This window comes from Acinetobacter sp. YH12144 (assembly GCF_013418345.1).
Classification (GTDB): Bacteria; Pseudomonadota; Gammaproteobacteria; order Pseudomonadales; family Moraxellaceae; genus Acinetobacter; species Acinetobacter amyesii.
On sequence record NZ_VPCD01000016.1, the window covers coordinates 15,906 to 42,893 of the forward strand.

Below are 26,988 nucleotides of genomic sequence, written 5' to 3' on the forward strand. Positions count from 1 at the left end.
CACCTCACTCCTATGGGTGAGGTACTTGAAACGTGAATAATCAAACAGAATCACGTTATCAAGTTAAAGGAAACGAAAGCATTTTAGCGGAGACAGCAATGCAAATTTTTTACGATAAAGACACAGACTTATCTATCATCCAAGGCAAAAAAGTAGCAATCATTGGTTATGGTTCACAAGGCCATGCTCATGCGCTTAACCTTAAAGATTCAGGCGTTGACGTAACTGTAGGTCTACGCGCTGGTTCTACTTCTTGGAAAAAAGCTGAAAATGCTGGTCTTAAAGTTTCAGAAGTTCCTGCTGCTGTAGCTCAAGCTGACTTAGTTATGATTTTGACTCCAGATGAGTTCCAATCACAACTTTACCGTGACGTAATTGAGCCAAACATCAAGCAAGGTGCAACGCTAGCATTTGCTCATGGTTTCTCTGTTCTTTATAACCAAGTTGTTCCACGTGCTGACCTTGACGTAATCATGGTTGCTCCAAAAGCGCCTGGTCATACTGTACGTTCAGAATTCCAACGTGGTTCAGGTGTACCTGATCTTATCGCTGTTCACCAAGATGCTTCTGGTAATGCACGTAACGTTGCGCTTTCTTACGCTTCAGGTGTTGGTGGTGGCCGTACTGGTATTATCGAAACTTCATTCCGTGAAGAAACTGAAACTGACCTTTTCGGTGAGCAAGCAGTCCTTTGTGGTGGTGCTGTTGAATTGGTTAAAATGGGCTTCGAAACTCTTGTTGAAGCTGGTTATGCACCAGAAATGGCTTACTTCGAATGTTTACACGAACTTAAATTGATCGTTGACTTAATGTTCGAAGGCGGTATCGCGGACATGAACTACTCAGTATCAAACAATGCTGAATATGGCGAATACGTAACTGGCGTTGAAGTAATCAACGAACAATCTCGTGAAGCGATGCGTAATGCGCTTAAACGTATTCAATCTGGTGAATACGCGAAAATGTTCATCCAAGAAGGTGCGTTGAACTATCCTTCAATGACTGCTCGTCGTCGTCAAAACGCGGCGCATGGTATCGAAGTAACTGGTAACAAGTTACGTGCGATGATGCCTTGGATCCAAGCGAACAAAATCGTTGATAAAGAGAAAAACTAATTTCTTGAATCAATTGATTTGAATACGAAGACCCACTCATTTTGAGTGGGTTTTTTAATATCTAAAGTTACGTGCCTTAAAAATAGAAAAGCATGCTTTTCTATTTTTACGTACCTTGGATCCAAGCGAACAAAATCGTAGACAAAGAAAAGAACGAAGTTCTGATATCTAAGTCAAAAAGCCCTTGTTTTTAACAGGGGCTTTTTTATCCCTTATAAAAGACGGCATCAAGGCTACGAGCCTCAAATGATGTAAGCGATGCTTTCATCATTTTCGCGCCTTGGATCCAAGCGAACAAAATCGTTGATAAAGAGAAAAACTAATTTCTTGAATCAATTGATTTGAATACGAAGACCCACTCATTTTGAGTGGGTTTTTTAATACCTAAAGTTACGTGCCTTAAAAATAGAAAAGCATGCTTTCATTCCTTACGCGTCACACAGAATGGTGTGCTGCCTCGTTGTACTTCGTACAAAACAGTGTTTGTACTCGTTCATACTTTGGATAGAAGTGAACAAAATCGTAAGCAAAGAAAAGAATTTATTTAATTAATTATCTTTTGAGTTTTATGCTACAAAAAACCCAATATTAGCGTGGGTTAGGATAATGATTTTATATAAATATGTGAGTTTTGAAGCTGCTTTAACGATTTTAAAAACAAAATCTCTAGGTTTTTCAGATTTAGAAGATTTTAATGACCCATTTGAATGCACTGGTTTTGGTTTTTATGATTTGGATGTACCGACATCGGTAGCAGTAGTGCATTCCGAAATCAGTTTTCTAGAAAGTATGTGATTTTAAGTTTGACTAGAACTGCTTTAAATCTACTCATCTGGTCACATTATGGGGATAGTTACAAAGGTGTTGTGATCGGAATTGACACATGCAAAGCAGGTTTTGAGTGTGATATACAGATGGTGATCAATTTATTATTCCTTCAACAAAAGGAGAGTTGAGATATTTAAAAACAGCGCCGAAGCAAGCCAATGTGGCAAGTGTTGAAAAATTAATGTCTGTAGGAAATTCAAATATTTTAAATTGGGATAATGAAGAAGTTTTAATAAAGCATGGTTTGCTTTATAAAATGCAGGAATGGGCATACGAAGAGGAAGTACGTATTGTAAAGAATATTAGCGATGCTCAATTCGGGTATCACTTTTCTACAAAAACACATGCATATATCAATGACCAACTTTGGCAAAGAGTCCAATTGCAAACGCGTCCAATTTATACATTAAAATTGCCTGAAGAAGCCTTTGTTGAAGTATATGTTGGGAAAAATGCATATATTGATCTTAGAAGAAAGCAAGAGCTTGTGAAGCCCGTAATTGATCATAAGGTAGATCAGTTTGAATTGCTGAAAGATCTATGTATTGAATCTAATATTGGTTTGAAATGTATTTCATTAGATTTGGAAACATGGGCTTTAAAAGCGAATCAAATTTAATTTGATGGTTTTGAGTCATGGGTGGTTTCAAAACTCCTATATTTGTGTCATCTGTGTTGAATTTAGGTTGTGATAGAGTAGGCATTATTCATGCTGCATGGAGTGTGTAATTGCAATGAAAATATCAAAACTCTCTCTTTTACTCGCTCTTTGTCTACCTGTGGTGAGTTTTGCACAAGATGCAGATATAACACTGTCTGAGTTAAAGCCTTTACCTGATGTTCGCATATCCATGCAGCGGATGCTTCGCTCGACTGAAGGACGCTATTTCTTAGATTTGTATGCTGGCATATGGAATCCGCACGGGACGTTGACTGATCTGCAAGAGCCCAAACAAATTAACTTTAAAGGGACTCAAAAAGCAGATTTTATTGACTTGAATTCAGTCAATGTTGGGACGGAACAAAGTGCTGCAGCAGCTTATCGATTGGCAGGTACATTGAATGCAAATACAGGCTACTTTAAAGCTGAACTGACGGAACAAACGGCACCACCATCTACAAGTTATCTACAGTTTGAACCTGCGTTTAAAGCTGCAGATAAACCTATCCTGCTGTTTAAGTTTTATGGGGTGCAATCCGCAGACCAACCTTATGGGAAGTCTCTAAAACGCGTAGATGTGGTTAATAAATCAAATGGCAAAGTACTACAGTCATTACAAGGCTTTAATGCTTTTGGGAATAGTATGGGATTCTTAGATGTAAACTTTGATGGATACTATGATGTTGTACTTTCAGATACCTCTGATGGTCGAAAAATAGAAGATAAGCGATTTATTTATTGGATGTACAATCCTAAAACGAAGAATTTTCAACGCTCACCACAATTGGAAAAAATTGCTGGCTTCCCAAAATTAAAAGGAGAGTTGCAGCAGATCGACTTTGGATCAGGTCAAATCTTTCGAGTCGATCAAGGATTGCTTTATCCAGTCAGTGAGTAAGTTAAATTTTAAAAAGCCCCATAACTTGGGGCTTTTTTTATTTATAGAATTTTCTAAAGATGAATGTAGATACTTTTAAATGAGGTAGTCAGTATTTTGAATAAAAAATCAAAGTAAAAAGAGGGTTGAAAGAGAGGGACTGAATTTTAACATACATGATATTTCATGTAATAAATGAGATTCTAAAAATTTGAAAAACAAAAAACTGAAATTTAAAGAAAGAAAATATGATTTACAAAAGCTTAACATTGGAAACTAAGACGTGTTTCAAAACCTGTAATTTAATACAAAGGCTCAGTATTTGGTGACGTAATTCTTGTATTGCGTTTCAAAAGACATACCTGAAAGTAGTGATTATACATTCGAGATTCTATTTAAAAATAAAATTTAATCGGCCTTTACTATTAATATAGTTGAATATTCAAATATTATTGGTTTGTTTGAAAATTATTTTGAACTATTTCACAAATATTTGGTGAAATATGTAACAGCCTATATTATTTTTAATGTTACTAAATTTAATAAAAACAATAAGATATGTTATACCAAAAAATAGGGATATGAAAAAAATCCCCAAAATTTGGGATAAAGAGAAAAATTAAATAAAAATATAAAAATTAAAAATATTTAATATATTACAACCACATAATTTAAATATTCGTAAAAAATAATATTACATGAATATTCGTGTGAATATTCCGCATTAGGTTCTTTTTTTCTCCACATGATTAAGAATGAATCAGCACCTAGGGAAAGTAAGATTAATTAGTTTTTCTTAATAAATATCCTTTGATGCACATACTAATAAATCTCATATGAGAATGGAGAAGTGAAATGTCTACATCTAAAATTTTAACCGCAGTACTATCTGCAACATTGTTCGTAGCACTTCCAGCAACATCTGCAATCGCTGGTGGTAAAAAAGAATCTAAACAATGTGGCGGTGCGCCGTGTGAAGGCGAAATCGACATAAAGTTACAGATTCTTAAAGCATGTGAGCTTTTGGTAGGTAAAGACATCAAACTCGTTGAAGACAGTTATACGGGTGCTAGTGGCTTTACAGTTACAACGAACACTCCATATACATTAAATCTATCTACGCTAAACGCGGGTTCAAGTGCAGATACTTTTGTAAAACATGAAACCACTAGTGATAAAGTATTTACAAAAATCACGACTTCAAAAGGTGGTGTGAATTATCCAATCGGTTCTACACCTGTAGCTGGTATGAGCGTTGATAACTTTGCTGTATCTGTAGCTCCAAAAAATACAATTTCAGGTACTCAACGTGCTGGTACATACAAAGATACTTTATATATCAAAGTAGCTTACTAATCCAAATTTAGGGAGTTGATTCTACACAGTTAGGGTCAACTTCTTTTTATTTTTGAATTGATAATAATATTTAAATGTACTGGGGTGGGTATATGAAAAGTTTATTCAAAGTCGTTTCATTTAGTTTAATGACTTGCTTATTGAGTCCTCAAATATTTGCAGGTATTTCAATTAGCCCTGTGCAGTTATATTTAACCGATAAATCTAAACAACGCAGTGCGACATTTACTTTGGAGTCGAAAGGGGATGATGAGACACCACGTATTTTTGAGGCTCAAGCATTTAAATGGACTCAAAATGCCGCAGGGGAAGATGTTCTTTCACCTGAATCCAATATTATTATCAATCCGAAGAACTTTATTTTAAAACCAAATTCAAAACAAATGGTTCGTGTGGGTTTTACTCAATCTGTAGAAAGTATGAACCTACAACAAGAAGAAGCATGGCGTATTCTTTATACTGAGCTACCTCAAGTGACGAACTCTGAATCGAAAATTGCACTGTTATTAAGTATTAATGTGCCATTTTTTGTCGGCAAACAAGAACCCGCTTATTTGAAATTTATTGCTAAAAAATCGAATGGTCGCACCATTATTCAGGTTGAAAATTTAGCAAAATCACACATTCAAATCCAAAAACTTTATGTCATCGATAAAAGCAAGAAAACAGTCGCTGAATCTTCCGATATGAAATATTTATTGGCATTAGGTAAAAACCAATACGACATCGGGAGTGTTTCTTTACAAGGCGCTAGTAATTATAAAGTCGTTGTGGAAACAGATAAAGGTGACACTCCTTTGGAGTTTAATTTAGTTGAGTAGTGGCTATGAATAGAATTACATTGCTTCTATATTGTATTTTATGTGCTAATTCTGCTCATGCAGAAGCTGTTGATATGCCTGATGATTTATTTCCAACCAGTATTTGGGTAAACGAAGTAGACCGCAAGAGCGAAGTATTATTACTGACTGAAAATAACAAGTTTTATATAGAGTGCGCAGATCTTGATAAGCTGCAAATTAAAGTAGAAATTCTGAAACGACATGCAACTAAAAATTCATTTTGTTTGGTAACGGATCAAGATATTCATTCTGGATTTGATCCTCAATTGCAAGCTATCAAAATTAATCTTCCATCAAAATATTTCTTTGGGCTAGAAACGGATGCCTTAATCAGTCAGCCGATGCCTGCAAATTTTGGTGCATTTCTCAATTATGAAATGCACTTTGAAAATAACACTCAACATAATAATTTTGGTGTACTGCCTGAACTTGGGGTGTTTAAAGACAATTGGATTTTAAGAAATAATGCCTTTTATCGAAATAATAAAGGGGATGATTATCGTGAAGAAAAATTTGTAAGGTTAAATAGTAGTCTTGAGTTTGATTTCTCCAAAAATGCGACCAAGCTGATTATTGGTGATACGACCTCTGCCTATAGCGCATTAATTCATGGTGTGCGATTTGGTGGTTTGAGTTTTGGTACAGACTATACGTCACGTCCAGATTTTGTGTATTGGAATATTCCAAGTCTAAAAGGTAGTGCAGTTTTACCTTCGACTGTTGATTTATATATTGATGGCGTAAATATTTATCAGAAAAAGATTTCACCTGGAGATTATAACCTACAAACAGGTGCCAATATTGAAAGTGCTGGTACAGCGCAAATGGTTGTACAAGATGTATTGGGGAATACCACTGTTCGAAGTTTTCCGGTGTTAATTAGCAGTAAATTGCTCAAAGAAAATTTAAATGATTACAACATATCATTAGGGAAACTACGCTTCAGTTATGACGAAGAAAATAGCGATTATCGCGATTTTTTCAGTTCAGCCTATTGGCGTAGAGGTGTCACCAGTCGTACCACGTTGGGTGCAAGTGCTACCTATAGTGACAAAGTAAAAAATGCAGGACTGCTATGGACGCAAGCGGTCAATCGATGGTTTGTTTTAGACAGTATTTTTTTAGGCAGTAAAACCGATAATGACGATGGCTATTCTGCAGGTTTGGCTATCAGTCGTAATTTCGGGAAACTTAATTTTGGTGTGAGTTCACGCTACGCTACAAATGATTATCGGGCGTTAGGTTATGAAGATAATCATATTTTTCCAAAATTTGAAAATATGGCGTATTTGAGTTTTGCTAATTTTCCATTCTTTCAAAATTTAAATCTGAACTATATCGAACAAACCCAGTATGAATCTAATGATCCTTTATTTGAGTTAGAGGATCGCAAAATGCTCACTGTGGGTGTGAGTCGCGAAATTACACCGAATTTAATGTATACCGCCAACTATTTCCAAGAATTTGGAGATAGCGATGACTCAGGTGCCTTTATTACATTTTCTTATAATTTTGGTGGTGGTAAGCGTATTCAGGCTGATGCGGGTACCAATAAATCCGGCGGTGTCCGTTTCATTCAAAATGCATTCGGTGAATATGGTGCAAATTATGCGCTCGGTGTGGATTATCGTAATGATGAAACGGTATTAAATGCCTATGGTGGTTTGTCCACTGATGTTGGTGATTTAACCTTAAGTCATCTCTATAGTGAAAATGATTCAACAACACAGGTTGGCTACCGTGGCGCTATGGTGTGGTTGGGTGGTCAATACGCATTGACCAGTTTTGTCGATAATGCCTTTGCTTTAGTGAATGTTGGTGGTCGTGAAGATATTGATGTCATGCGTTCAATGTCTCCAGTCGCGAAAACCAATAAAAAAGGCTATGCCTTTGTACACGATATCGTTCCTTATATTAATTACGATATTTCATTTGATGAAAATCAATTACCGATCGAAAGCAAAGTTCCAAATGCTGCACATCGTTTAGTCGCATTAAGACAGCGTGGTTATAACATTAATTTTTCAGTATTTGATACACAACAAATATTGGTCAAAATATTGGATGAACAAGGTCATCAATTTGTTGCAGGAAGTGAAGTTGCAATTGATACCCCAGAAGCTGATGTTTATCCAGTGGGTTCAGATGGCACGGTAATGTTATATGGTTTGGTTGAAGGCTACTACAAGTTGACGGTGAGGACCAGTGGTGGTCGATCTTGCCAAACAGCATTAACAGTGCCGAAAAAGGTAGAAAACCAAACTCCTGAATTAATTACATTGCAGTGTAAATAAAGGAGTATTTCCAATGAAAAGTATTTTACTCATCTCAGCAGCGTTATTTAGTTCAATAACATTTGCTGCACCGAGTCGTTGTGAAATGGGACGAATCAGTGAAACCAATATGCGCTTGGCGAATTACTATAATAGTCAAGCGGCGAGTTCATTTAGTGTCGATTGTTCCGGTAAATACCGCATACGCTTTAATAGCCGTAATTTGCAGGATACTTCGGGCAGTAGTTTTGTGACGAATGGCCCGATTAAGCTCAAAACACGAATGACTGTTTCAGGTGCGATGGAAAATCTGTGGAATGTTTCTACAGAGCAAGGCGCTGGCAAAAATAACTATGTGATTGCTGTGCGTTTGGTGGAGCGAGTGAATGCAACGACACCTGCAGGAATCTACCGCGATACAGTCTTTGTAAATATGGTGTTTTGAGAGGCTTAGCGAGTGATTTTATTTCATGGTTAAGGTGATTATATGCAGAGTGCTAAGTTCATGTCGCTAGATTGAAGCTTGAGTATAGATATTAATGTGAGTCTCTAGCTTCAATCTAAGTAGCTCCATTCTCTGTTGCAAATATAAAGTTGGATGTGAATGTCTTGAGTATTCGAGATGTTAAAATATCGATATAGCGTTAAGAATAAATAATTCAGAAAAAGTTTTTCTTATTAGAGTTCATAGGTTTAATATGTGATCTTGTTTTTATTTTAGCCATTTTATTTCGGCTAACGGGGAAGGTCAGTATTGAATCGCTATCATTCAAATGCTCCAAGTTGCGCATGTCGGAAAAAAGGTTCGATGTGCTTGGCGTATTGCGTTCAAACACGTCTGACATTTTTAAATGTCCTCATTTCTCTAATTAAACCTTTAAAGCTGAAATTTACCGTTCTTTGTCTTGTATTTGGTGCAATTGGGCTAAGTCCACAAGCTATTGCCCAATCATGTCAGTCAAAATTAGTCAGTCAAGAAGTCGCTCAGGCGCAGATGCCAAGCGGAGAATTGACCGGGCATGAGCATTGGCAAACGATAGAAAAGTTACCAGATCGTTGGAAAGATCGTTGGGATAATTATTCTGGCACAGCTTGGTATCGCTTGAAATGGCAATACACGTGTCAAGATGCAGGCTCAGATCCGCTTTCTTTGATGGTGAGTTACATCAATATGGCAGGGCAAGTGTATTTGAATGGTCAGCTGTTTTGGCAGGATGATTCATTACAAGAGCCTTTGTCACGAAGTTGGAATATGCCTCGGCAATGGGTAATTCCACCCAACAGCCTAAAGCAAGGTCAGAATGAAGTGCTGATACGAGTGGTGGGCGTCAATGCACTGAATCCAGGGCTTGGTGAGGTTAGTTTAAACCGCTATCACGATAATACCAAAGTGTATGAAAAACATTGGTTGGCTATGCGAGGCTTGCATAGCTACACCACTATTTTTGAGTTTATCTTGGGGATCATTGCGGGGCTGGTTTGGCTGTTTCGACGCGAAGAGAACGCTTTTGGTTGGTATGCCATAACCAGTTTTCTTTGGGTGCTATACGTTGGGCAACTTTTAGCTACCGAGACGCTTTGGGGGCTTTCAACGCTAGATTTCTATCGTTTGCATATCTTTATCTTTCTTTGTTTTACGACAGCGACTTGTCTCTATCCTTGGCGTTTTGCAGGACGAAAATTTCCACGTCTTGAAAAAGTCATGGGGATGACTGTTTTTGTATTGGGTTGCTTGATTTTTTTTACACCACAGTCTTTGGTACAACCTGTCTTAGATTTGAGTTTTATGGTGGGCTATGCTTGCTATATGCTGAATTGCCTGACATTTTCGTGGATTGCTTATAAATCAGGACAAGTTGAAGCCAAGTTGCTGGCAGGGATTATGTTGTTGATTTATGTCCCAATTGGTGCCCATGACGGTTGGCGCTTAATGATGAATGAAGGGGATTTGATTTCGGCATATGCTTCCCCGATAACAACCTTGGGTGTGGCGATTATTTTTGCACTACGCTTGACTAAAAGTGTGAGACGAATTGAAAAGTTTAATCAAACGTTGGCAACAACGGTCACTCAAGTAAAGGAAGAGTTGACGCATACCCTACAAAATCATTATCAGTTAGAAATGGAAAATACCCGCTTGCAAGAGCGTATTCAAATTGCACATGAGCTACATGATGGCTTAGGTGGCTCCTTGGTTCGTTCAATGGCATCGGTTGAGCAGAGTTCCAAAGATCTGACCAATTCGCAATTTTTATCGATGTTGAAAATTTTAAGAGATGATTTACGACATATCATTGATAGCGGTTCAAGTTTAGGCACCAAACTGCCTGAAACCCCATTGTTATGGATGGCACCATTTAGGCACCGTTTTAATCAGTTATTTGATTAGCTCGATATACACGCTAAATGGTCAGTTCCTGCAAAATGGGAAGTGGATGTTACTCCAATGGAATGTTTAACCCTACAGCGTGTAGCCGAAGAAGCATTAACCAATATTGTGAAGCATAGTCATGCGACCGTGGTGCAGATTCGGATTTATTATGAAAACTCGGCATTGATAATGGAAGTAGAAGACAATGGTGTGGGGTTTGATGTGAATTTGGTCAATCAAGCCGGTTTGAGTGTGGGGCTTCGTAGTATGAGTGGGCATTTAGAGCGGATGAACGCAGATATGCAAATCACTTCTCGTGCGGGTCAGACGATTTTAAAAGTGATTAAAAATTACGGATAAATCATGATTTTGTAGAAGAAATTAGTCAATTTTTTTCAATAAACTGTCATCAAATAATCATCAAAATGCAAAAAACTGCTGCTTAAACTGTGACTATACATTTATAAGAAGCATGTAAGATCATGACAGAATCGGCTATTAATTTAGGGCGTATGCAGGATGAACCTGCGCGATTTCAGTTCCAATTTAAGCATATGCAATCACGAATGGATGTGCAAACGGTCTCAACATTAATCCGTCCAGGTCTAAAAATCGCCATTGTTACAGATACGTGGGCGCCAGAAATTAATGGTGTTGCACATTCTTTATTGCAACTGTGTAAGGGCTTGCAGCAACAAGGCAACTCAATATTTTTAATACGTCCTGAACAGTCCGAAAGTTGTCAGGATTTCAAACCTGATCAAGAGTGTTTGGTTCGAGCGCAGTCGATTCCTAGATATTCAGGTTTACAATTTGGCTGGCCGCAATTGATCAAGCTGAGTAAAGCTTTAAAAAAAGCCCAAGTCGACATTGTGCATATAGTCACTGAAGGGCCTTTGGGATTTGCTATGCTTCAACTGGCGCGTTCTTTACAGATTCCTGTGTCCAGTGGTTTTCATTCGGCCTTTCATGATTTTAGTCGATTCTTTGATTTAGCGTTTTTAATGAAGCCTGTACAACATTATTTACGATGGTTTCATAACAATACTCAACTCACCTGTGTCCCGAGCCAAGATACTGCGGATGCCCTGCATCGATTAGGTTTTAGTTGTCCATTGGTGGTGGTGGGGCGAGGTGTGGAGCATAGTCGATTTTCTCCCTCACATTATCGAGCAGAACTGAGACAACAGTGGCAAGCAGATGAACATACCCGCGTGATGCTCTATGTCGGTCGGCTATCTCCTGAAAAAGAGGTAGATGTTTTAATTTCAGCCTATCGTTCGATGTTGACCATGGATGCACGAACGAAATTGGTCATTGTGGGGGATGGGCCAGATCGTGAGCGATTAATGCAACTGGCAAAATCCCTAGATGTTATTTTTATGGGAAGTTTAAGTGGTCAGGCTTTATCGGAAGCCTATGCCAGTGCGGATGTTTTTGTTTTCGCAAGTCAGGTTGAGACTTTTGGTAATGTGGTTTTGGAGGCAATGGCCAGCGGATTGCCGGTGATTGCATATAATGCTGCATGTGCCCAACTGCACGTGAGAAATCAGCAAACGGGATGGTTATGTCATTTATCTCGAACCGATGAATTTATTCGCCTCATGCAGCAATTACCGCAACGCGCTAAATTAAAAACCATGGGCATCGAGGCGGCAAACGACGCAGCTAAAATTGGTTGGCAATATCCTGTACAGCAATTTGAGCAAGCGCTATATCGCGTGGTGGATCAAGCCATGATGAGCCAATGAAGCTAGCGCTATTGGTTGTATAGAAAAGTTGAGCATCCTCATAACCAATATTCATTGAACTGTCATCAAAGCATCATTGCACTGTCAAAAATATAACTTAAGCTGAGTCAAATACAGATCTCAACTTGTAAAAATAACAACACAAATCTAGCTCAACCCCAACACAGTCAGGCTTTGATTGTAGATAGGAGATTAGCGATGAATTTTAAAAATGCAAAAACAAGAATGCTGCATCTCGATTTAAAAGGCTGTATTTATCTCAATCATTTTTCGCATCAACAAGTTGTCGCTGACATATTTAAAATGGTGAGTCGACTTGGTGATGGTGTGTTTTGGTATGTCATGTTGGCGACGGTTTGGATCGTGCAGGGTATCTCCTACAGTGTACAAATCATCTATGTATTACTGGGTGGTTCAGTCGGCACCTCGATCTATAAACTCCTCAAAAAGAAAACTGTGCGCCCAAGACCGTACCAAGTGCATCAAGTGATTCGCTTAGGTGAACGCCCTCTAGATCATTTTAGCTTTCCATCGGGGCATACTCTACATGCGGTCATGGCAACAACAGTGCTGGGCTATATTCAACCCATGCTGTTGGTGTTAATGTTGCCTTTTAGCTTATTGGTGGCATTATCCCGCATGATCTTAGGTTTGCATTACCCCAGTGATGTCGCAGTCGGTGCTGCAATAGGCGCTGCCATCGGTGCTGTTATTATTCTCTGTGCACCTCTTTTTGGTTTGGTTTTATAGTTTGATGTGGAGATCTCAATTGCAAAATCTGGTAATAAAAAAATTAAAAGGGTTTATCACGTCGAATTGCTGAAATTTGTTAAAGTAAGCCATCATTCTATAGACGATGTTAGGAAGACCCATGGGTTTACGCTGGACAGATACCATTGATATCGCAATTGAGCTGTATGAAGCTCACCCTGATGTTGATCCGCAATGGATTCGCTTTACTGACCTACATGCATGGGTATGTGCATTGCCAAATTTCACTGATGACCCTGAAAAGTCGACTGAAGGTCTGCTTGAGGGAATTCAGATGGCCTGGATTGATGAGGCAAGTTAATCCCTACATCGAAAAAAGCAATTTTTTTGTATAGCAAAAGCAGAAAATAGCGCATTATTCGGTATAATGCGGCAAATTTTTCACGTCAAATTGACTTAAGGAGCCTCTCATGGCTATTGAACGTACTTTATCTATCGTTAAACCAGACGCAGTTGCTAAAAACCACATCGGCGACATCTTTGCTCGTTTCGAAAAAGCAGGTCTTCAAATCGTTGCAACTAAAATGAAACACTTGACTCAAGCTGAAGCTGAAGGCTTCTACGCTGAGCACAAAGAACGTGGTTTCTTTGGTGACCTAGTTGCATTCATGACTTCTGGTCCAGTTGTAGTTTCAGTTCTTGAAGGCGAAAACGCAGTTCTTGCTCACCGTGAAATCCTTGGCGCAACTAACCCTAAAGAAGCTGCTCCTGGTACTATCCGTGCAGACTTCGCTGTAAGCATCGACGAAAATGCTGCTCACGGTTCTGACTCTGTAGCATCTGCTGATCGTGAAGTTAACTACTTCTTCGCTCAAACTGAGATCGCTCCACGTACTCGTTAATTCGAAGTATTCAAACCAGATAAGTGGTATACTGCTTGTCTGGTTTTTTTATTCTCTGAATAATTCTTCGCTCAAATACTGAGCATCTCCTTTGATCTTTAGACATGGTTTAGGTAATTACACATGAGTACTGAAGTAGTCGCTACATCAGCTGTTTCTGATGCACAGCAACAATCTCCATCCGCTCCGACGCAGCAAAACACTGTGGAGAAAGTGAATTTACTGGGCATGTCACGTCCACAAATGGAAAAATTCTTCGAAGAAATGGGGGAGAAAAAGTTCCGTGCTGGGCAGGTGATGAAATGGATTCATCAGTTCTTCGTGACTGATTTTGCTGAAATGACCAATATTTCTGGTAAATTGCGTGAAAAACTAGAAAAGATTTGTGAAATTAAAGCGCCTGAAGTGGTGCATAAAAATTATTCAAAAGACGGTACTCGTAAATGGGTGTTCCGTGTAGGTGATGGTGCAGGTTCATTGGTTGAAACTGTACTCATTCCTGCAGAAGATAAAACCGGCGCACGTAAGACCTTGTGTATTTCGTCACAAGTGGGCTGTGCTCTGGACTGTTCATTCTGTTCAACTGGGAAACAAGGTTTTCAACGTGACTTGAGCCAAGCTGAAATTATTGGACAGCTTTGGATGGCGAACTTCTCTTATATGGAAGATGTGCCAGTTGCGGATCGTGAACGTTCAGTGACCAACGTGGTGATGATGGGCATGGGTGAGCCGTTGTTGAACTATGATGCTGTATTGAATTCAATGCGTATCATGTTGGATGACTTTGCGTATGGCATGTCGAAGCGTCGTGTGACTTTATCAACATCAGGTGTGGTACCTAAAATTGACCAATTGGCACAAGACATTGATGTAGCCTTGGCAATTTCACTCCATGCGCCAAATGATGAACTACGTAACGAACTTGTTCCGATCAATAAAAAATATCCGTTGGAACAATTGATTGCAGCGTGTCAGCGTTATATCGCCAAAGATGGTAATGAAAGTTCGCGTAAACACGTGACCATCGAATACGTGATGTTAGATGGTGTAAATGACCATCCTGAACATGCACAGCAAATGTTAAAGCTGTTGAAAAACCTACCAAGCAAAATTAATTTAATTCCGTTTAACCCGTTCCCGCATGCGCCATACGGTCGTTCAAGCCGTAACCGTATTATTTCTTTCCAAAAAACTTTGTCTGATGCCGGTTTTGTGTGTACGATTCGTCAGACACGTGGTGATGATATCGACGCTGCGTGTGGACAACTCGTGGGGCAAGTTGCTGACCGTACTCGTCGTGCGGAGCAATGGAAAAAGAAAGTTGCGCAGCAAAATGAGATACTGCGCTCACAAGGATAATAAAGAGGCAGCCAATTGAAAAAGTTAACGTATAAGTTCACTTTCGTTTCAGCTTTATGTGCATCGGTTTTGGCATTAACAGCATGTCAAACGCCTGAGATTGGGAAAAAAGACCCAGAGAAAGCCGTAAAAATCAGAACGCAATTGGCTGTTGAACACCTGAAAGCAGGGGATTTGGACTCTGCTAAACGTGCATTAGATCAGGCTTTAGAGGTGGATTCTCGCGATTCCCAAGCCAATATGATGATGGGTGTCTTACTACAACGAGAAGGCAGTCCAGCCAACTTAGAAAAAGCAGATAGTTATTTTAAGCGTGCAATTTCAGCAGACTCAAAAAATTCTCAAGCACGTAACAACTACGGTACGTATTTATATCAAGTTGAGCGCTATAATGATGCGATTGAACAGTTCAGCATCGCAGGTTCAACTTTAGGTTATGATCAACGTTTCAAAGCATTGGAAAATTTAGGTCGAATTTACCTGAAAGTGGGTGATGTGGCGAATGCTGAAAAATCATTCAAACAAGCTTTGCAGGCTAATCGTGATTCCTATGTTTCAATGTTAGAGTTGTCTGAAATCTTTTATTTGAATCAGCAGTTCCCTGCTGCCACACAAATGTATGAACAATTTGTACGTGCAGTAGGACAAAAAAATCAGGGTGCGCGTGCACTCTGGATTGGCATTCGAACAGCGCGTGCCAATGGCGACAATTTGGGTATGCAAGTACTGGTTAACCAGTTACGTGCTTTATTCCCAGAAAGTCCTGAATACCAACGCTATTTGCAATTACAGTACAGTACTGAGGCCGTATGGAAGTAAATCCTAATTCACCGCAATCGAATGGTTCGAGCGTAGCTCCAAATGCATTAGGAAATGTACAACGCCCAGGTGAGTATTTACGTCAAGTACGTATTACGCAAAAACTGGAACTTGAAGCTGTCGCATCAGAACTCAATATTCCATTAAAAACACTGACTGCACTTGAGCAAGATGATTATAAGTCATTGCCTGAAGCGACCTTTATTAAAGGTTACTACCGCACTTATGCCAAATATTTAAAAGTTGATGCAACCAATATCATTCAACGTTTTGATGATATTTATGCTAACGATACGGGTTTGTTGCCAAATCACGCGTTAAACAATTCACCGATTAAAATTATGGGTAAATTACCCGGTTCTAACCGTGACCGTAATCGTAAATGGATCAAACGTGGTCTGATTGCATTGGCGGTGTTGGTGGTCATTGGTGCGATCGTGGCAGCGATTCAAGGCATGACCTCGGGCAGCGATAATGAAGACGCTGTGACCAGTGATGTCGCTTCAGAAGTTCAAGTCCTCGACATGAATGGCGGAAATGCAGCGGTCAGTGGCGATCAATTGACATTGACCTTCAGTAGCCCGACTTCAGTACATATTGTTGATTCGACGGGTAAGGTGTTGGCGACAGGTCGTCAAGCATCGACGCTCAACTTAAACGGTGAAACACCATTCCAAATTCGTTTGGATGATGCAACAGCAGTGTCATTAAGCTTAAATAATGAAAATATTTCATTGTCACCATATACCGTAAACGGCAAAGCAGATTTCCGTTTATCACGTTAAGGGACAACAGAGCAGACTGAACAATGATTGAAAATCCAATTAAGCGCCGTCCAACGCGTAAAATTAAAGTAGGTTCGGTGTATGTCGGTGGTGATGCGCCGATTAGCATCCAAAGTATGACCAATACTGAAACCTGTGATGTCGAAGCGACCGTGGCACAGATTCAGCGCTGTGTAGACGTCGGTGCGGACATCATGCGTGTTTCTGTACCGAGTATGGAAGCTGCTGAAGCTTTTGGTGAAATTCGTAAACGTGTGCAAGTGCCACTGGTTGCCGATATTCACTTTGATTATAAAATTGCTTTACGTGTTGCAGACCTTGGTGCAGATTGTTTGCGTATTAACCCGGGTAATATTGGTTCTGAAGCCAAAATTCGTGAAGTGGTTGCGGCAGCGAAGCACAATGACATTTCAATGCGTATTGGTGTCAATGCAGGCTCACTGGAAAAAGATATTCAAAAGAAATATGGTGAGCCTACAGGTCAGGCTTTGCTTGAATCTGCAATGCGCCATATTGATATTTTAGACCGTTTAAATTTCCATGAATTTAAAGTGTCAGTCAAAGCATCCAATGTCTTTCTGACGATGGATGCTTACCGATTACTTTCTGCACAAATTGATAACCCATTACACTTAGGTGTGACTGAAGCAGGTGTCTACCGCACGGGTTCAGTCAAATCTGCTATCGCTTTAGGCGGTTTGTTGATGGAAGGCATTGGTGACACCATGCGTATTTCATTGGCCGCAGAGCCTGAAGAAGAAATCAAAATTGGCTTTGATATTTTAAAATCATTGGGCTTACGTTCAAACGGCATTAACTTTATTGCATGCCCAAGTTGTTCGCGCCAAGAGTTTAATGTCATCAAAGTCATGCAAACATTGGAAGAGCGTTTAGAAGATATTCGTACCCCAATGGATGTATCGGTGATTGGTTGTAAAGTAAATGGTCCGGGTGAAGCCAAAGAAGCCGATATTGGTGTAGTAGGTGCAAGTCCGCGTTCACTGGTGTATCGTAATGGCGAAAAGAGCCATTTAATTGACACAAATCAGTTGGTTGACGAAATCGAAGCGATGGTTCGTCAACGTGTTAGCGATCTTGAAGACGCTAAAGCTAAAGAGATTATTCGCACAAGTTTTTCTGAGTAGATCATGAGTTCAATCGTCGCAATCAAAGGTTTTAATGACATTCTCCCTACGCAAAGTCCTGCATGGAGACGTCTAGAACAGCATCTATCTAGCCTGATGGATGCTTATGGTTATCAGCAAATTCGCTTGCCGATTGTGGAGCAGACTCATCTGTTCAAACGTTCTATTGGTGATGCAACGGATATCGTTGAAAAAGAAATGTACACATTCTTAGACAAAGGTAATCCGCCTGAGTCTTTGACTTTGCGTCCAGAAGGAACAGCAGGGTGTGTACGTGCAATGCTTGAACATAACTTACTTCGTGGTGCTACACCGCGTGTATGGTATGTCGGCCCAATGTTCCGCTATGAAAAACCACAAAAAGGTCGCTACCGTCAGTTTCATCAATTTGGCGTAGAAACCTTTGGTGTTGCAACACCAGATCAAGATGCAGAATTGATTTTAATGACTGCGCGTTTGTGGAAACGCATGGGCGTTGCAGATAAAGTTCAATTAGAACTTAATACTTTAGGTGAGTCTGATGAACGTGCTGCCTATCGTGCGGCATTGGTTGAATTTTTAGAGTCGCATAAAAATGACTTAGATGAAGATTCACAGCGTCGTCTAACTACGAATCCACTGCGTATTTTGGATTCTAAAGATGCAAAAACACAAAGCATTTTGGAAAATGCGCCAAAACTTCACGACTTTATGGGTGAAGAAACGTTGGCTCACTTTGCTCAATTGCAGCAGTATTTGACTGATGCTGGTGTTGGTTTTGTGATCAATCAAAAATTGGTTCGTGGTCTCGACTACTACAATAAAACGGTCTTTGAATGGACAACTACACACTTAGGTTCTCAAGGAACGGTATGTGCTGGTGGTCGTTATGACGGTTTAGTCGGTCAGCTTAAAGGTAAAGCAGACCAGTCGGTGCCTGCTGTTGGTTTTGCAATGGGTATGGAGCGTTTGCTTCTTCTACTTGAACAAGTGGAAGACAATACCCCAGTGCGTGACTGTGAGCTATTCTTGGTTTCAGATCCTGCAACTCAAGGTAAAGCGTTGGTGCTTGCTGAACAAATACGTGATCAACTTGAAGAGGCGGGTAGTAACATTCGCTTAAAAGTTGGTTCACAAGGTTCAATGAAATCGCAAATGAAAAAAGCTGACCAATCGGGTGCTTTATTTGCTGTGATTTACGGTGAACGTGAGCAAGCAGCAGGGCAAGTGCTGGTAAAAGAGCTAGCGATTGCAGAACAACACGAAGTGAATGTGGCAGACTTTGTTGCCTTCATTATCGAAAAAATTTCTTCAAAATAATCCCTATAACATAAGGAAAAAGGTAATTTCATGAGCGCATTGAGTGAAGAAGAACAACTTGATAATTTAAAATCGTTTGCTAAAAAATATGGCTCTGCCATTGTTAGCGGCATTTTAATTGCGTTGATTGCCTTTTTCGGATGGGAATACTGGCAGAAGAAAACTTTGGCTGAATCGCAAATGCAAACAGCCAAAGTCCAGCAGTTAATGGATGATGCTCAGTCGGCGACGGGTGACGCTTTTACACAACTTTCTGCGACTGCAGATAAAATTGTAAAAGAAGCGCCAGATTCGCCACAAGCCATCCAAACTCAGTTGCTTATGGCAAAATTGGCGTATGATAAAGCGGATTATGCCAACGCTGAAAAAGCTTTGAAAAAAGTTGAAAATTCAAAAGTTGACGATGCGGGCTTAGTTCAATTGGTGAAATTACGTTTAGCGTATGCACAATTGGCACAAAAGAAATTTGATGAAGCATTAAAAACTTTAGAAGCGGTTAAAGAACCTGCTTTTCAAGCAACTGCAGATGAAGCCCGTGGCGATGTCTATGTTGCGAAAAATGATATCGAAAATGCAAAGAAAGTTTATCAAAGTGCATGGGATGCTTTGGTTGAGCGACAAGAAGAACGTCAAATTTTACAAATTAAACTCGAAAGTGTAGGCGTTTTAGTTGATGATCCTGAAATTGAACGTCCGATTATAGATACACAAGTGGAAGCAACTGAATGAATAGAAAATACAAAATTACCTGTGCGCTGACAGTTTTAACACTTGCTTTGGCTGGTTGTGCAAATAAAGGAAAAGTAGAAAAAGTAAAACCAAATCCTTTACCAAAATTGGAACAGGCAAAAACTTTAGCACCTGTATTTTCAAACAGTGTGGCTTCAACTGAAGAAGCAGATCCACTGCGTTTACGTATGGATGCAGATAACGGCGTTGTTTTTAGCGTAAATCCTAACGGTGAAGTTCAAGCCTACAAAGGCAAAGAGCGTTTATGGCAGAAGAAAATCTCTAAACAAGGTTTGACTGCAGGTGTAGAAGCTGCTGACGGTATTGTGGTTGTCGGTAATGCAAAAGGTCAATTATTTGCATTGGATCAGGCAACAGGTGAACAAAAGTGGACTGCGCAATTAACCGGCGCGTTACTTTCACCGTCGTTGATTCAAGCAGGTCGCGTTATTTCAGTCACCAATGATGGTACGGTATACGCAAACGATGTGGCAACGGGCCAACAAACTTGGACCTATAACTTGCCAAATGTGCAGTTTAGTTTACGTGGTATGGCAGCACCGGTATCACTCGATGCGCGTCATGTTCTCATCGCTTCTTCAAATGCCTATATCTATGTGATTGATGCATTGAGCGGTATTCCGAAAATGCAGCGTCGTGTTGCAGTGTCAGACGGTCGTTCAGATGTACAACGTCTCATTGATATTGACGGTGAGCCAACTGTAGCAGGTCAATTTTTAATTACCACCAGTTACCAAGGCCAAGTGACAGCGCTTGATCTTGCCTCACAACAAGTGATCTGGAGCAATGATGCGAGCAGCATTCAGCGTCCTGAAGTTGCGGGCAATGGTGTCTTTGTGACACAAACTGATGGTAAAATTGTGGCTTATGAAATTACCACGGGTCAAACATTGTGGGAAAATGACCAATTGCTTAATCGTAATTTGAGTAACCCAGTGATGTTAGGTCAAGACCTTGTGGTTGGTGATCTGGATGGTGTACTTCACTTAATCAACCCAGCGACAGGTGAGTTGGTTGGTCGTTCTAAAACCAGTGGTGAAGTACGTTCACTACGTGTGATTGACAACCAATTATATGTGTCGACACGTAAGGGTGCATTAAGCATTTGGCAGAACCGTTAATTTTTCTGCGGCTTATGTTAAAATAAGCCAAACCGTATTTTTAACGCGGGGGATTGAATCATCAATGCCCCGTGTTTTTATTTATTTTAGGCATTTATCCTATTTCCATTCTTCCTAAGCTTTCTGATGTTCAGACCAGACCAAACTGGCTGATCTGGAATAAAGGTTAATCTATGAAACCCGTAATTGCGCTCATTGGTCGTCCGAACGTCGGAAAATCAACGTTGTTTAACCAGATAACCAAGAGCCGTGATGCTCTCGTTGCTGACTTTGCCGGTCTGACTCGTGACCGTAAGTATGGTGACGCGACTTATCAAAATAAATCCTTTATCGTCGTTGATACTGGGGGTATTGGCGAAACTGAGGGCGGTATCGACTCGTACATGGCAGAACAGTCAAAAACTGCCATTAATGAAGCAGATATTATTGTCTTTGTGGTCGATGCGCGCGCAGGCTTATTGGCATCTGATGAGCAAATTGCACGTGACTTACGTACGCTAGGAAAAAAAGTTTATCTTGTTGCCAACAAAGTTGATGGTGTACATGCCGAAGCAGCTTTAGTTGAATTCTTCAAATTGGGTATGGGTGAACCACTTCAAGTGGCTGCCAGCCATGGTCGTGGTGTTCAGCAAATGCTTGAAGAAGTGTTGGCTGATGTACCTGAAGATGAAAGTGAAGAACAACACGATAAAGACACTGGCTTACGTTTAGCGATTATTGGTCGTCCAAACGTGGGTAAATCGACTTTAGTGAACCGTTTGTTGGGTGAAGACCGTGTGGTTGCATTTGACCAGCCGGGTACTACACGTGACTCAATTTATATTCCATTTGAACGTGATGGTCGTAAATACACGTTAATTGATACTGCGGGTGTACGTCGTAAAGGTAAAGTGGACGAAATGATCGAGAAATTCTCGATTGTGAAAACTTTACAAGCGATGAAAGATGCGCATGTTGTGGTAATTGTTGTCGATGCACGTGAAGGGATCGTTGAGCAAGACTTGCATTTGATCGGTTATGCGCTTGAAGCAGGCCGTGCGATGGTGATTGCCATCAACAAATGGGACAACATGTCTGACTACGACCGTAAACAGTGTAAATTAGATGTTGAACGTCGTTTTGACTTTATTCCTTGGGCAAAAATTCACTTAATTTCTGCACTTCACGGTACAGGTGTTGGTGATCTTTATCCATCGATCCACCGTGCTTATGATTCTTCTCATTTGAAAGTATCACCTGCGAAAATCACTCAAATCTTGAATGATGCAACGGATGCGCACCAACCACCAATGGTTCAAGGTCGTCGTATCAAAATGCGTTATGCGCATATGGGCGGACAAAATCCACCGACGATTGTGATTCACGGTAACAAAGTTGATAAAACGCCAAATGACTATCGTCGTTACCTAGAAAACGTGTTCCGTAAAGTTTATAAACTTGAAGGTACGCCAGTCAAAATTGAATTTAAAACCTCTGATAACCCATTTGAGGGTCGTAAGTCGCAAATCGATGAGCGTACGGCTGCACGTAAACGTCGTTATGTTCAGAAGTTCAAAAAAGCTGAAAAGAAATTCAAACGCTAAGTTTGAATGAGCAAAAAAAGCCTGCGGATATGCAGGCTTTTTTATTTCACTTCATTCATCTAAAAAGATGTAGAAATTAGTTTTTGCACTTTTTAGCTTGGCGGTAAATATCAATATTATCCAGGTTGGCTTGAGCAACTTCCATGGATTGCTGTGCGCTGCTGCTATCCTGTTGTGTATTTTTATTGCCAGAAAAAGCTGTAGCAAATTGTCCCATACGCGCCGCTGTTTCAGATTGACCTGAAAATGCGGATAGCGCGTTGCCAGCAAGACCTGCCCATTTTGAAACTTGATTATTTTGCTGTGCAGACGCTTGGCTTAATGCCAGTTGCGATGCTTCTAAAGTACGTTCAAAGGTTTTACGCTCAACGCTCAGGTCAGTGCAATCTAAGGTTTTTAAATAACTGGTACTATAAACACTATTGTTGGTTTGGCTAGCTTGATTGAAATTTGAGGCATAGCCACGGTCTGCTTGAGCTACGGCATAGGCAGCTTCTTGACGGCTTTGATTCATACGTGCTTCAGCTTGGTCCATGATCGCGCCATTTTTGGCACCCATCACTGCAACGGCCGCATCCAATAAACCTGCTTGAGCGAAACATGGTAGGACACAAAGTGAACTGATTAAGGTGATTTTTCTTAGCATCTGGTTTACCCCGAGTTTTAAATTAAAGTTATAAGAATCTAGAGTATTTTATCTAATTGAAGATGTATTTGAAATATTTATTATACTTAAGTATTTGAATATATTTATAATATTAAGTATTTCTTAAGTGGTTAGAAATATTTTTAAACTGAGTTTTAAAATCTCGACGAGTCAAAGGACCGATGCGCTCATCTGTAATGTGGTGTATTTTGTGTCGGAGTGTCGCATAAAATATAGCGTCATGGACGTAGTGTAAAAGATATTGGATCAACAACTTATGGCGAAAATTCAGCTTGAATATATTGCAATTACTGACTTCTTTGTGGAGCCGCATGGCTTGAGTCGTCAAGAGGTAATTGCCGTGCGTAAACAAGCCATTTACCAATATCGCAATCAATTACTTGCGCAGCGGCTAAATAGGTCAGTTGAAAATTCAGATTTTTCAAAGTCTGCATTTGGTAAGCCTTTTCTTCCTGATTTGCCACATTTTCATTTTAATCATAGTCATAGCCAGCAGCATTATGTTTTGGCCAGCAGTGAAAAAATCGCCAATATTGGTGTGGATATTGAGGATTTAAATCGAAAAGTTCGTTTTGATGCGATGGCTCAACATAGCTTTCATCCCGAAGAATTGCTCAATTGGGACAGTTGTGAGCATGATCCTTATTTTTGGTTTAAAGTTTGGACCACCAAAGAGGCGGTACTTAAAGCGTCAGGTTTAGGGATTCGAGTGAACCTGAATGAACTGAATACACAGTGTCATCCTGAGCAGAATGGTGGGATGTGTAGCCATCCCGCAATTGGCACTTTTGCTTATCAGAATATTCAACTACCGCATGTGATGTTGACGGTGGCATGGGAAAGTGAACAATCTTGCCGAGGCTTTCATTTGCCTAATATTGAGTTGAATGTCTTATAAATCGGTATGACATATAAATCACCATGAAAAAAGCCCTGTTCTGGCTGAACAGGGCTTTTTTTAAATCAATCTAAACTGGCTTTAGATTAGATTTTGCATTTTTTAGAACCTTGGTAGATACCAATGTTGTCGATGTTTGCTTGAGCAGCAGATTTGTTCGCTTGTTGAAGTTCAAGGTTGCCTGCATCAGAAGTATCTTGCTCACCAGCCAAGCTGTTTGCAATGTTGCCTGCACGAGCAGCTTTTTCAGAGTTACCACCGAAAGCAGCAAGAGCGCCACCCGCTAAACCAGCAAATTTGCTCAATGATTTGCCTGGCGCTTGAGCAGATGCTTGGATGTTTGCAATGTTTTTGTCAGCAGCTTCTAAAGAGCGCTTAGCATTCGCTTTTTCAACAGCAAGAGTTGCACAATCCATCGCTTTTAATTCTGAAGATGCGAATTGAGTTGTAGCAAAAGCAGAAATTGAAATAGAAGTAACAGTTGCAAGAACAAGTAATTTTTTCATGAAATAATTCACTTTTATTGTTAGAAAATAAACGCCCGAAAGTAATGGGCGGGTGAATATTATTCAAAAAAAGGAATTTTGTCCTGTTAAAATGTGACAATTGTGTAACTTTGTGTAATTTGCGTACAAATATGATTGCAAAATTAAATGATTAGTAACACGTTGCTATTTGGGTTTTTGTGCAATCCAAATATTACTTAAGCGGTTGACAAATTGCGGGCTAAACTTCGATAAATTAAATAAAAATTTAGCTTTCATCCCCACAGGTGTATGTGTGGCCATTAAGACCGTATCCTTTTTTTGTACCAAGGTATAAATTTGCTGAGCGACATCGCTCGGTTGAAGATTGACGCCCATTTTCTTAATGCTTTGGGCATCCATGTCTTGCACCATCGCGGTTTGAACAAATAAAGGCATCACATCTAAAACGCGAATATTGTATTTTTGCCATTCAATATCCAAACTTTCAGTGAGCCCACGTACAGCAAATTTAGATGTGGCATAGCTGGCTAAATCTGCTTGTCCATAAATAGCTGAAGCCGAAGAGAGGTTAATCACACGAGCAAAATTGCTTTGTTGTAAATAGGGGAATGCCGCATAGCAACCGTTTATCACCCCTTTGACATTGATATCAATCGTTCGGTGGTGTGCAGACAGTTCCGTATGTTCAAAGCTGCCTGAATACAGAATTCCGGCATTATTGACTAAGATATTCAGCTGACCTGCCCAAGCAACAAATTCAGCTAAAGCGCTTTGCCATTGCTCTGGTTGTGTCACATCTAAAAGCCCAGCTTTGGCATGGCTACCGAGTTCAGCAGCTAATGAGGTGACTTGAGATTGGTTAATGTCGTAGAGCCCAACTTTATAGCCTTGTTGTATGAACAGTCGTGCAATTGCTGCGCCAATCCCTTGTCCTGCACCGCTAATAAAAATACTTTGCATGTTATGCTTCCCTGAATTGAGTTGCTCATTCCCTGAGTGAATTTTGAGCATATCAAATTCTGTAATCGAAACAATGTACTGATGAGTAAATAGCTGGAGTTCACATGGAACAATTATTAGCAGTGATGAAAGAATTACGTGAAAAATGTCCATGGGATCAAAAGCAAACCCCAGAAAGTCTGACTCGTTATGCTATAGAAGAGGCCTATGAAGTTGAAGCGGCGGTTCGTTCAGGTCAGATTGACGATGTGCGAGATGAACTGGGGGATTTGTTGCTGCAAGTGGTTTTTCAGTCGCAGATGTATAGCGAACAAGGCGCGTTTGATTTTCAAGATGTGGTGCAAGCCATTACAGATAAATTAATTCGCCGTCATCCCCATGTGTTTCAGGCAGAGCAGTTTTCTGCACTCAATGCGGATGATGTGGCAACACTATGGAAACAGATTAAACAACAAGAAAAAGCAGGGAAATCAGCATCTAGATTAGATGAGGTTAAACATGCACCTGCATTAAGCCAAGCAGATGAAATCCAAAAAAATGTGGCGAAAATTGGATTTGATTTTCCAGATATTGAAGGGGCTTATGGCAAGCTTGAGGAAGAGCTAGGGGAGTTAAAAGAGGCCTTGGCAGGCAAAAAATCCGACGAAATATTTGATGAATTTGGTGATTGCTTATTTTCTCTAGTGAATGTTGGACGTAAGATTGGCATCTCAAGTGAGATGGCACTTTTAAGTACCATTCATAAGTTTAGAAGCCGTTTTGCTTATATTGAAGCACAGGCCACATTACAACAAAAACATGTAGAAGACTTGTCCCTGACTGAAATGGATCAGTTATGGGAACAGGCAAAACAACAATTAAAACAACAGGCTGAATATGCACTACATCCTAAAGAATAAATGCTTTACACAACTACTTGTCTTGGTTTTGAGTTTAATGGCAGATTTAACTTATGCTCAAAGCCCTTCGGGCTACGCGGAATGGAAAGCCATGCAGCAAGCTCAAGATCAGCAATTAAAAAAGCAATCTGAGGCCTCTAAGTCCAAATCGGCAACTGCACCCAGCAATGCCAACTATTATTTGTCACGACCCAGCACTCAGCAAAATAGCCGATCAGATCAGGTACGCTTAAATACAGCCTCAGTCGATGAACTGCAAACTTTGCATGGAATTGGTCAGAAAAAAGCAGAAGCAATTGTGCAATATCGTAAAAGTAATGGCTTATTTAAAAGCATTGATGATATTCAACAGGTTAAGGGCATCGGTCCTGCGCTGTTTGCTAAAAATAAAGCAAAATTGGCACTTTAAGTGAAGTGTAAAAAAAAGAATTAGGTTAAGCTCAGCTTGAGCATCGAGATAATCAAATTGCCCTTTGATTGTGTTAGAGATATCATTAGCGACATCTTAAGAATTTTACGTTCAGACGT

Annotated in this window: 28 protein-coding genes; 25 read left to right on the forward strand and 3 right to left on the reverse strand. The window is 40.0% G+C overall.

Going from position 1 to position 26,988, the window contains the following annotated elements; genetic code table 11:
* Positions 1-98 precede the first annotated feature (98 nt).
* The 22 genes from ilvC to der all read left to right on the forward strand — a co-directional run bounded on the left by ilvC (position 99) and on the right by der (position 22,548).
* Positions 99-1,115 carry a ketol-acid reductoisomerase gene (gene ilvC / locus FTU79_RS11475; RefSeq protein WP_078192867.1) on the forward strand — a complete coding sequence of 339 codons (1,017 nt, stop codon included), beginning with the start codon at positions 99-101 and terminating at the stop codon, positions 1,113-1,115.
* A 606-nt stretch (positions 1,116-1,721) separates the two neighbouring features.
* The gene (locus FTU79_RS11480) at positions 1,722-1,910 is read left to right on the forward strand and encodes a hypothetical protein (protein WP_180050130.1); all 189 of its coding nucleotides are present in this window, start codon (positions 1,722-1,724) and stop codon (positions 1,908-1,910) included.
* A 193-nt stretch (positions 1,911-2,103) separates the two neighbouring features.
* Positions 2,104-2,562 (forward strand): hypothetical protein, encoded by a 459-nt coding sequence (locus FTU79_RS11485; RefSeq protein ID WP_180050133.1) that lies wholly within the window; start codon positions 2,104-2,106, stop codon positions 2,560-2,562.
* Positions 2,563-2,677: 115 nt separating this feature from the next.
* Complete coding sequence (locus FTU79_RS11490) at positions 2,678-3,502, forward strand: hypothetical protein (protein ID WP_257222505.1); 825 nt, start codon at positions 2,678-2,680, stop codon at positions 3,500-3,502.
* 834 nt (positions 3,503-4,336) lie between these two features.
* Entirely contained in the window at positions 4,337-4,837 is a 501-nt protein-coding gene (locus FTU79_RS11495) for a hypothetical protein (protein WP_180005392.1), read from the forward strand.
* 92 nt (positions 4,838-4,929) lie between these two features.
* On the forward strand, positions 4,930-5,658 hold the full coding sequence (locus FTU79_RS11500; RefSeq protein WP_180005391.1) for a molecular chaperone: 729 nt from the start codon (positions 4,930-4,932) through the stop codon (positions 5,656-5,658).
* A 5-nt stretch (positions 5,659-5,663) separates the two neighbouring features.
* Positions 5,664-7,973 carry a fimbria/pilus outer membrane usher protein gene (locus FTU79_RS11505; protein WP_180005390.1) on the forward strand — a complete coding sequence of 770 codons (2,310 nt, stop codon included), beginning with the start codon at positions 5,664-5,666 and terminating at the stop codon, positions 7,971-7,973.
* Between the two features lie 13 nt (positions 7,974-7,986).
* Positions 7,987-8,397: a hypothetical protein gene (locus FTU79_RS11510; RefSeq protein ID WP_078189619.1), complete on the forward strand. Its 411-nt coding sequence runs from the start codon at positions 7,987-7,989 to the stop codon at positions 8,395-8,397.
* A 369-nt stretch (positions 8,398-8,766) separates the two neighbouring features.
* On the forward strand, positions 8,767-10,341 hold the full coding sequence (locus FTU79_RS11515; protein ID WP_168378454.1) for a 7TM diverse intracellular signaling domain-containing protein: 1,575 nt from the start codon (positions 8,767-8,769) through the stop codon (positions 10,339-10,341).
* 57 nt (positions 10,342-10,398) lie between these two features.
* Entirely contained in the window at positions 10,399-10,683 is a 285-nt protein-coding gene (locus tag FTU79_RS11520; RefSeq protein WP_168378455.1) for a sensor histidine kinase, read from the forward strand.
* A gap of 119 nt (positions 10,684-10,802) precedes the next feature.
* Positions 10,803-12,074 carry a glycosyltransferase family 4 protein gene (locus FTU79_RS11525; RefSeq protein WP_373685661.1) on the forward strand — a complete coding sequence of 424 codons (1,272 nt, stop codon included), beginning with the start codon at positions 10,803-10,805 and terminating at the stop codon, positions 12,072-12,074.
* A gap of 198 nt (positions 12,075-12,272) precedes the next feature.
* Positions 12,273-12,824 carry a phosphatase PAP2 family protein gene (locus tag FTU79_RS11530; RefSeq protein WP_180050139.1) on the forward strand — a complete coding sequence of 184 codons (552 nt, stop codon included), beginning with the start codon at positions 12,273-12,275 and terminating at the stop codon, positions 12,822-12,824.
* A gap of 121 nt (positions 12,825-12,945) precedes the next feature.
* Positions 12,946-13,146 carry a Fe-S cluster assembly protein IscX gene (gene iscX / locus FTU79_RS11535; RefSeq protein ID WP_078189615.1) on the forward strand — a complete coding sequence of 67 codons (201 nt, stop codon included), beginning with the start codon at positions 12,946-12,948 and terminating at the stop codon, positions 13,144-13,146.
* A gap of 109 nt (positions 13,147-13,255) precedes the next feature.
* Positions 13,256-13,687, forward strand: a complete 432-nt coding sequence (gene ndk, locus FTU79_RS11540; protein WP_078189614.1) for a nucleoside-diphosphate kinase — start codon at positions 13,256-13,258, stop codon at positions 13,685-13,687.
* A gap of 123 nt (positions 13,688-13,810) precedes the next feature.
* Positions 13,811-15,046, forward strand: a complete 1,236-nt coding sequence (rlmN, locus tag FTU79_RS11545) for a 23S rRNA (adenine(2503)-C(2))-methyltransferase RlmN (protein WP_078189613.1) — start codon at positions 13,811-13,813, stop codon at positions 15,044-15,046.
* A gap of 15 nt (positions 15,047-15,061) precedes the next feature.
* A complete protein-coding gene (gene pilW, locus FTU79_RS11550; protein ID WP_078189612.1) occupies positions 15,062-15,865 on the forward strand; it encodes a type IV pilus biogenesis/stability protein PilW in 804 nt (267 codons plus the stop codon).
* Positions 15,856-16,650: a RodZ domain-containing protein gene (locus FTU79_RS11555; RefSeq protein ID WP_180025979.1), complete on the forward strand. Its 795-nt coding sequence runs from the start codon at positions 15,856-15,858 to the stop codon at positions 16,648-16,650. Before pilW ends, FTU79_RS11555 begins: the two co-directional genes overlap by 10 nt.
* A gap of 23 nt (positions 16,651-16,673) precedes the next feature.
* Positions 16,674-17,795, forward strand: coding sequence for a flavodoxin-dependent (E)-4-hydroxy-3-methylbut-2-enyl-diphosphate synthase (gene ispG / locus FTU79_RS11560; RefSeq protein WP_180007218.1), 1,122 nt, complete (start codon positions 16,674-16,676; stop codon positions 17,793-17,795).
* Between the two features lie 3 nt (positions 17,796-17,798).
* Entirely contained in the window at positions 17,799-19,094 is a 1,296-nt protein-coding gene (gene hisS / locus FTU79_RS11565) for a histidine--tRNA ligase (protein ID WP_180050142.1), read from the forward strand.
* 30 nt (positions 19,095-19,124) lie between these two features.
* On the forward strand, positions 19,125-19,823 hold the full coding sequence (locus tag FTU79_RS11570) for a tetratricopeptide repeat protein (RefSeq protein WP_078189608.1): 699 nt from the start codon (positions 19,125-19,127) through the stop codon (positions 19,821-19,823).
* Entirely contained in the window at positions 19,820-20,965 is a 1,146-nt protein-coding gene (gene bamB, locus FTU79_RS11575) for an outer membrane protein assembly factor BamB (protein WP_078189607.1), read from the forward strand. Before FTU79_RS11570 ends, bamB begins: the two co-directional genes overlap by 4 nt.
* 173 nt (positions 20,966-21,138) lie before the next feature.
* Positions 21,139-22,548: a ribosome biogenesis GTPase Der gene (der, locus tag FTU79_RS11580; RefSeq protein ID WP_111884742.1), complete on the forward strand. Its 1,410-nt coding sequence runs from the start codon at positions 21,139-21,141 to the stop codon at positions 22,546-22,548.
* A gap of 76 nt (positions 22,549-22,624) precedes the next feature.
* Here der and FTU79_RS11585 read toward each other — a convergent pair whose 3' ends face one another.
* A complete protein-coding gene (locus tag FTU79_RS11585) occupies positions 22,625-23,194 on the reverse strand; it encodes a hypothetical protein (RefSeq protein ID WP_180050144.1) in 570 nt (189 codons plus the stop codon).
* A 277-nt stretch (positions 23,195-23,471) separates the two neighbouring features.
* Here FTU79_RS11585 and FTU79_RS11590 point away from each other — a divergent pair, with 277 nt between their 5' ends.
* A complete protein-coding gene (locus FTU79_RS11590; protein WP_180050147.1) occupies positions 23,472-24,113 on the forward strand; it encodes a 4'-phosphopantetheinyl transferase superfamily protein in 642 nt (213 codons plus the stop codon).
* An 86-nt stretch (positions 24,114-24,199) separates the two neighbouring features.
* On the opposite strand, the gene FTU79_RS11595 is transcribed toward FTU79_RS11590, so the two are convergent.
* Entirely contained in the window at positions 24,200-24,619 is a 420-nt protein-coding gene (locus FTU79_RS11595) for a hypothetical protein (protein ID WP_078192655.1), read from the reverse strand.
* 165 nt (positions 24,620-24,784) lie between these two features.
* On the reverse strand, positions 24,785-25,561 hold the full coding sequence (locus FTU79_RS11600) for an SDR family oxidoreductase (protein WP_180005383.1): 777 nt from the start codon (positions 25,559-25,561) through the stop codon (positions 24,785-24,787).
* A 104-nt stretch (positions 25,562-25,665) separates the two neighbouring features.
* Between FTU79_RS11600 and mazG the strand changes: the two genes are divergently transcribed.
* Together mazG and FTU79_RS11610 are read left to right on the forward strand one after the other, a co-directional pair.
* Positions 25,666-26,460, forward strand: coding sequence for a nucleoside triphosphate pyrophosphohydrolase (gene mazG, locus FTU79_RS11605; protein WP_180020991.1), 795 nt, complete (start codon positions 25,666-25,668; stop codon positions 26,458-26,460).
* On the forward strand, positions 26,438-26,869 hold the full coding sequence (locus FTU79_RS11610) for a ComEA family DNA-binding protein (protein WP_180050151.1): 432 nt from the start codon (positions 26,438-26,440) through the stop codon (positions 26,867-26,869). The genes mazG and FTU79_RS11610 overlap by 23 nt, the downstream gene beginning before the upstream one ends.
* Positions 26,870-26,988 lie beyond the last annotated feature (119 nt).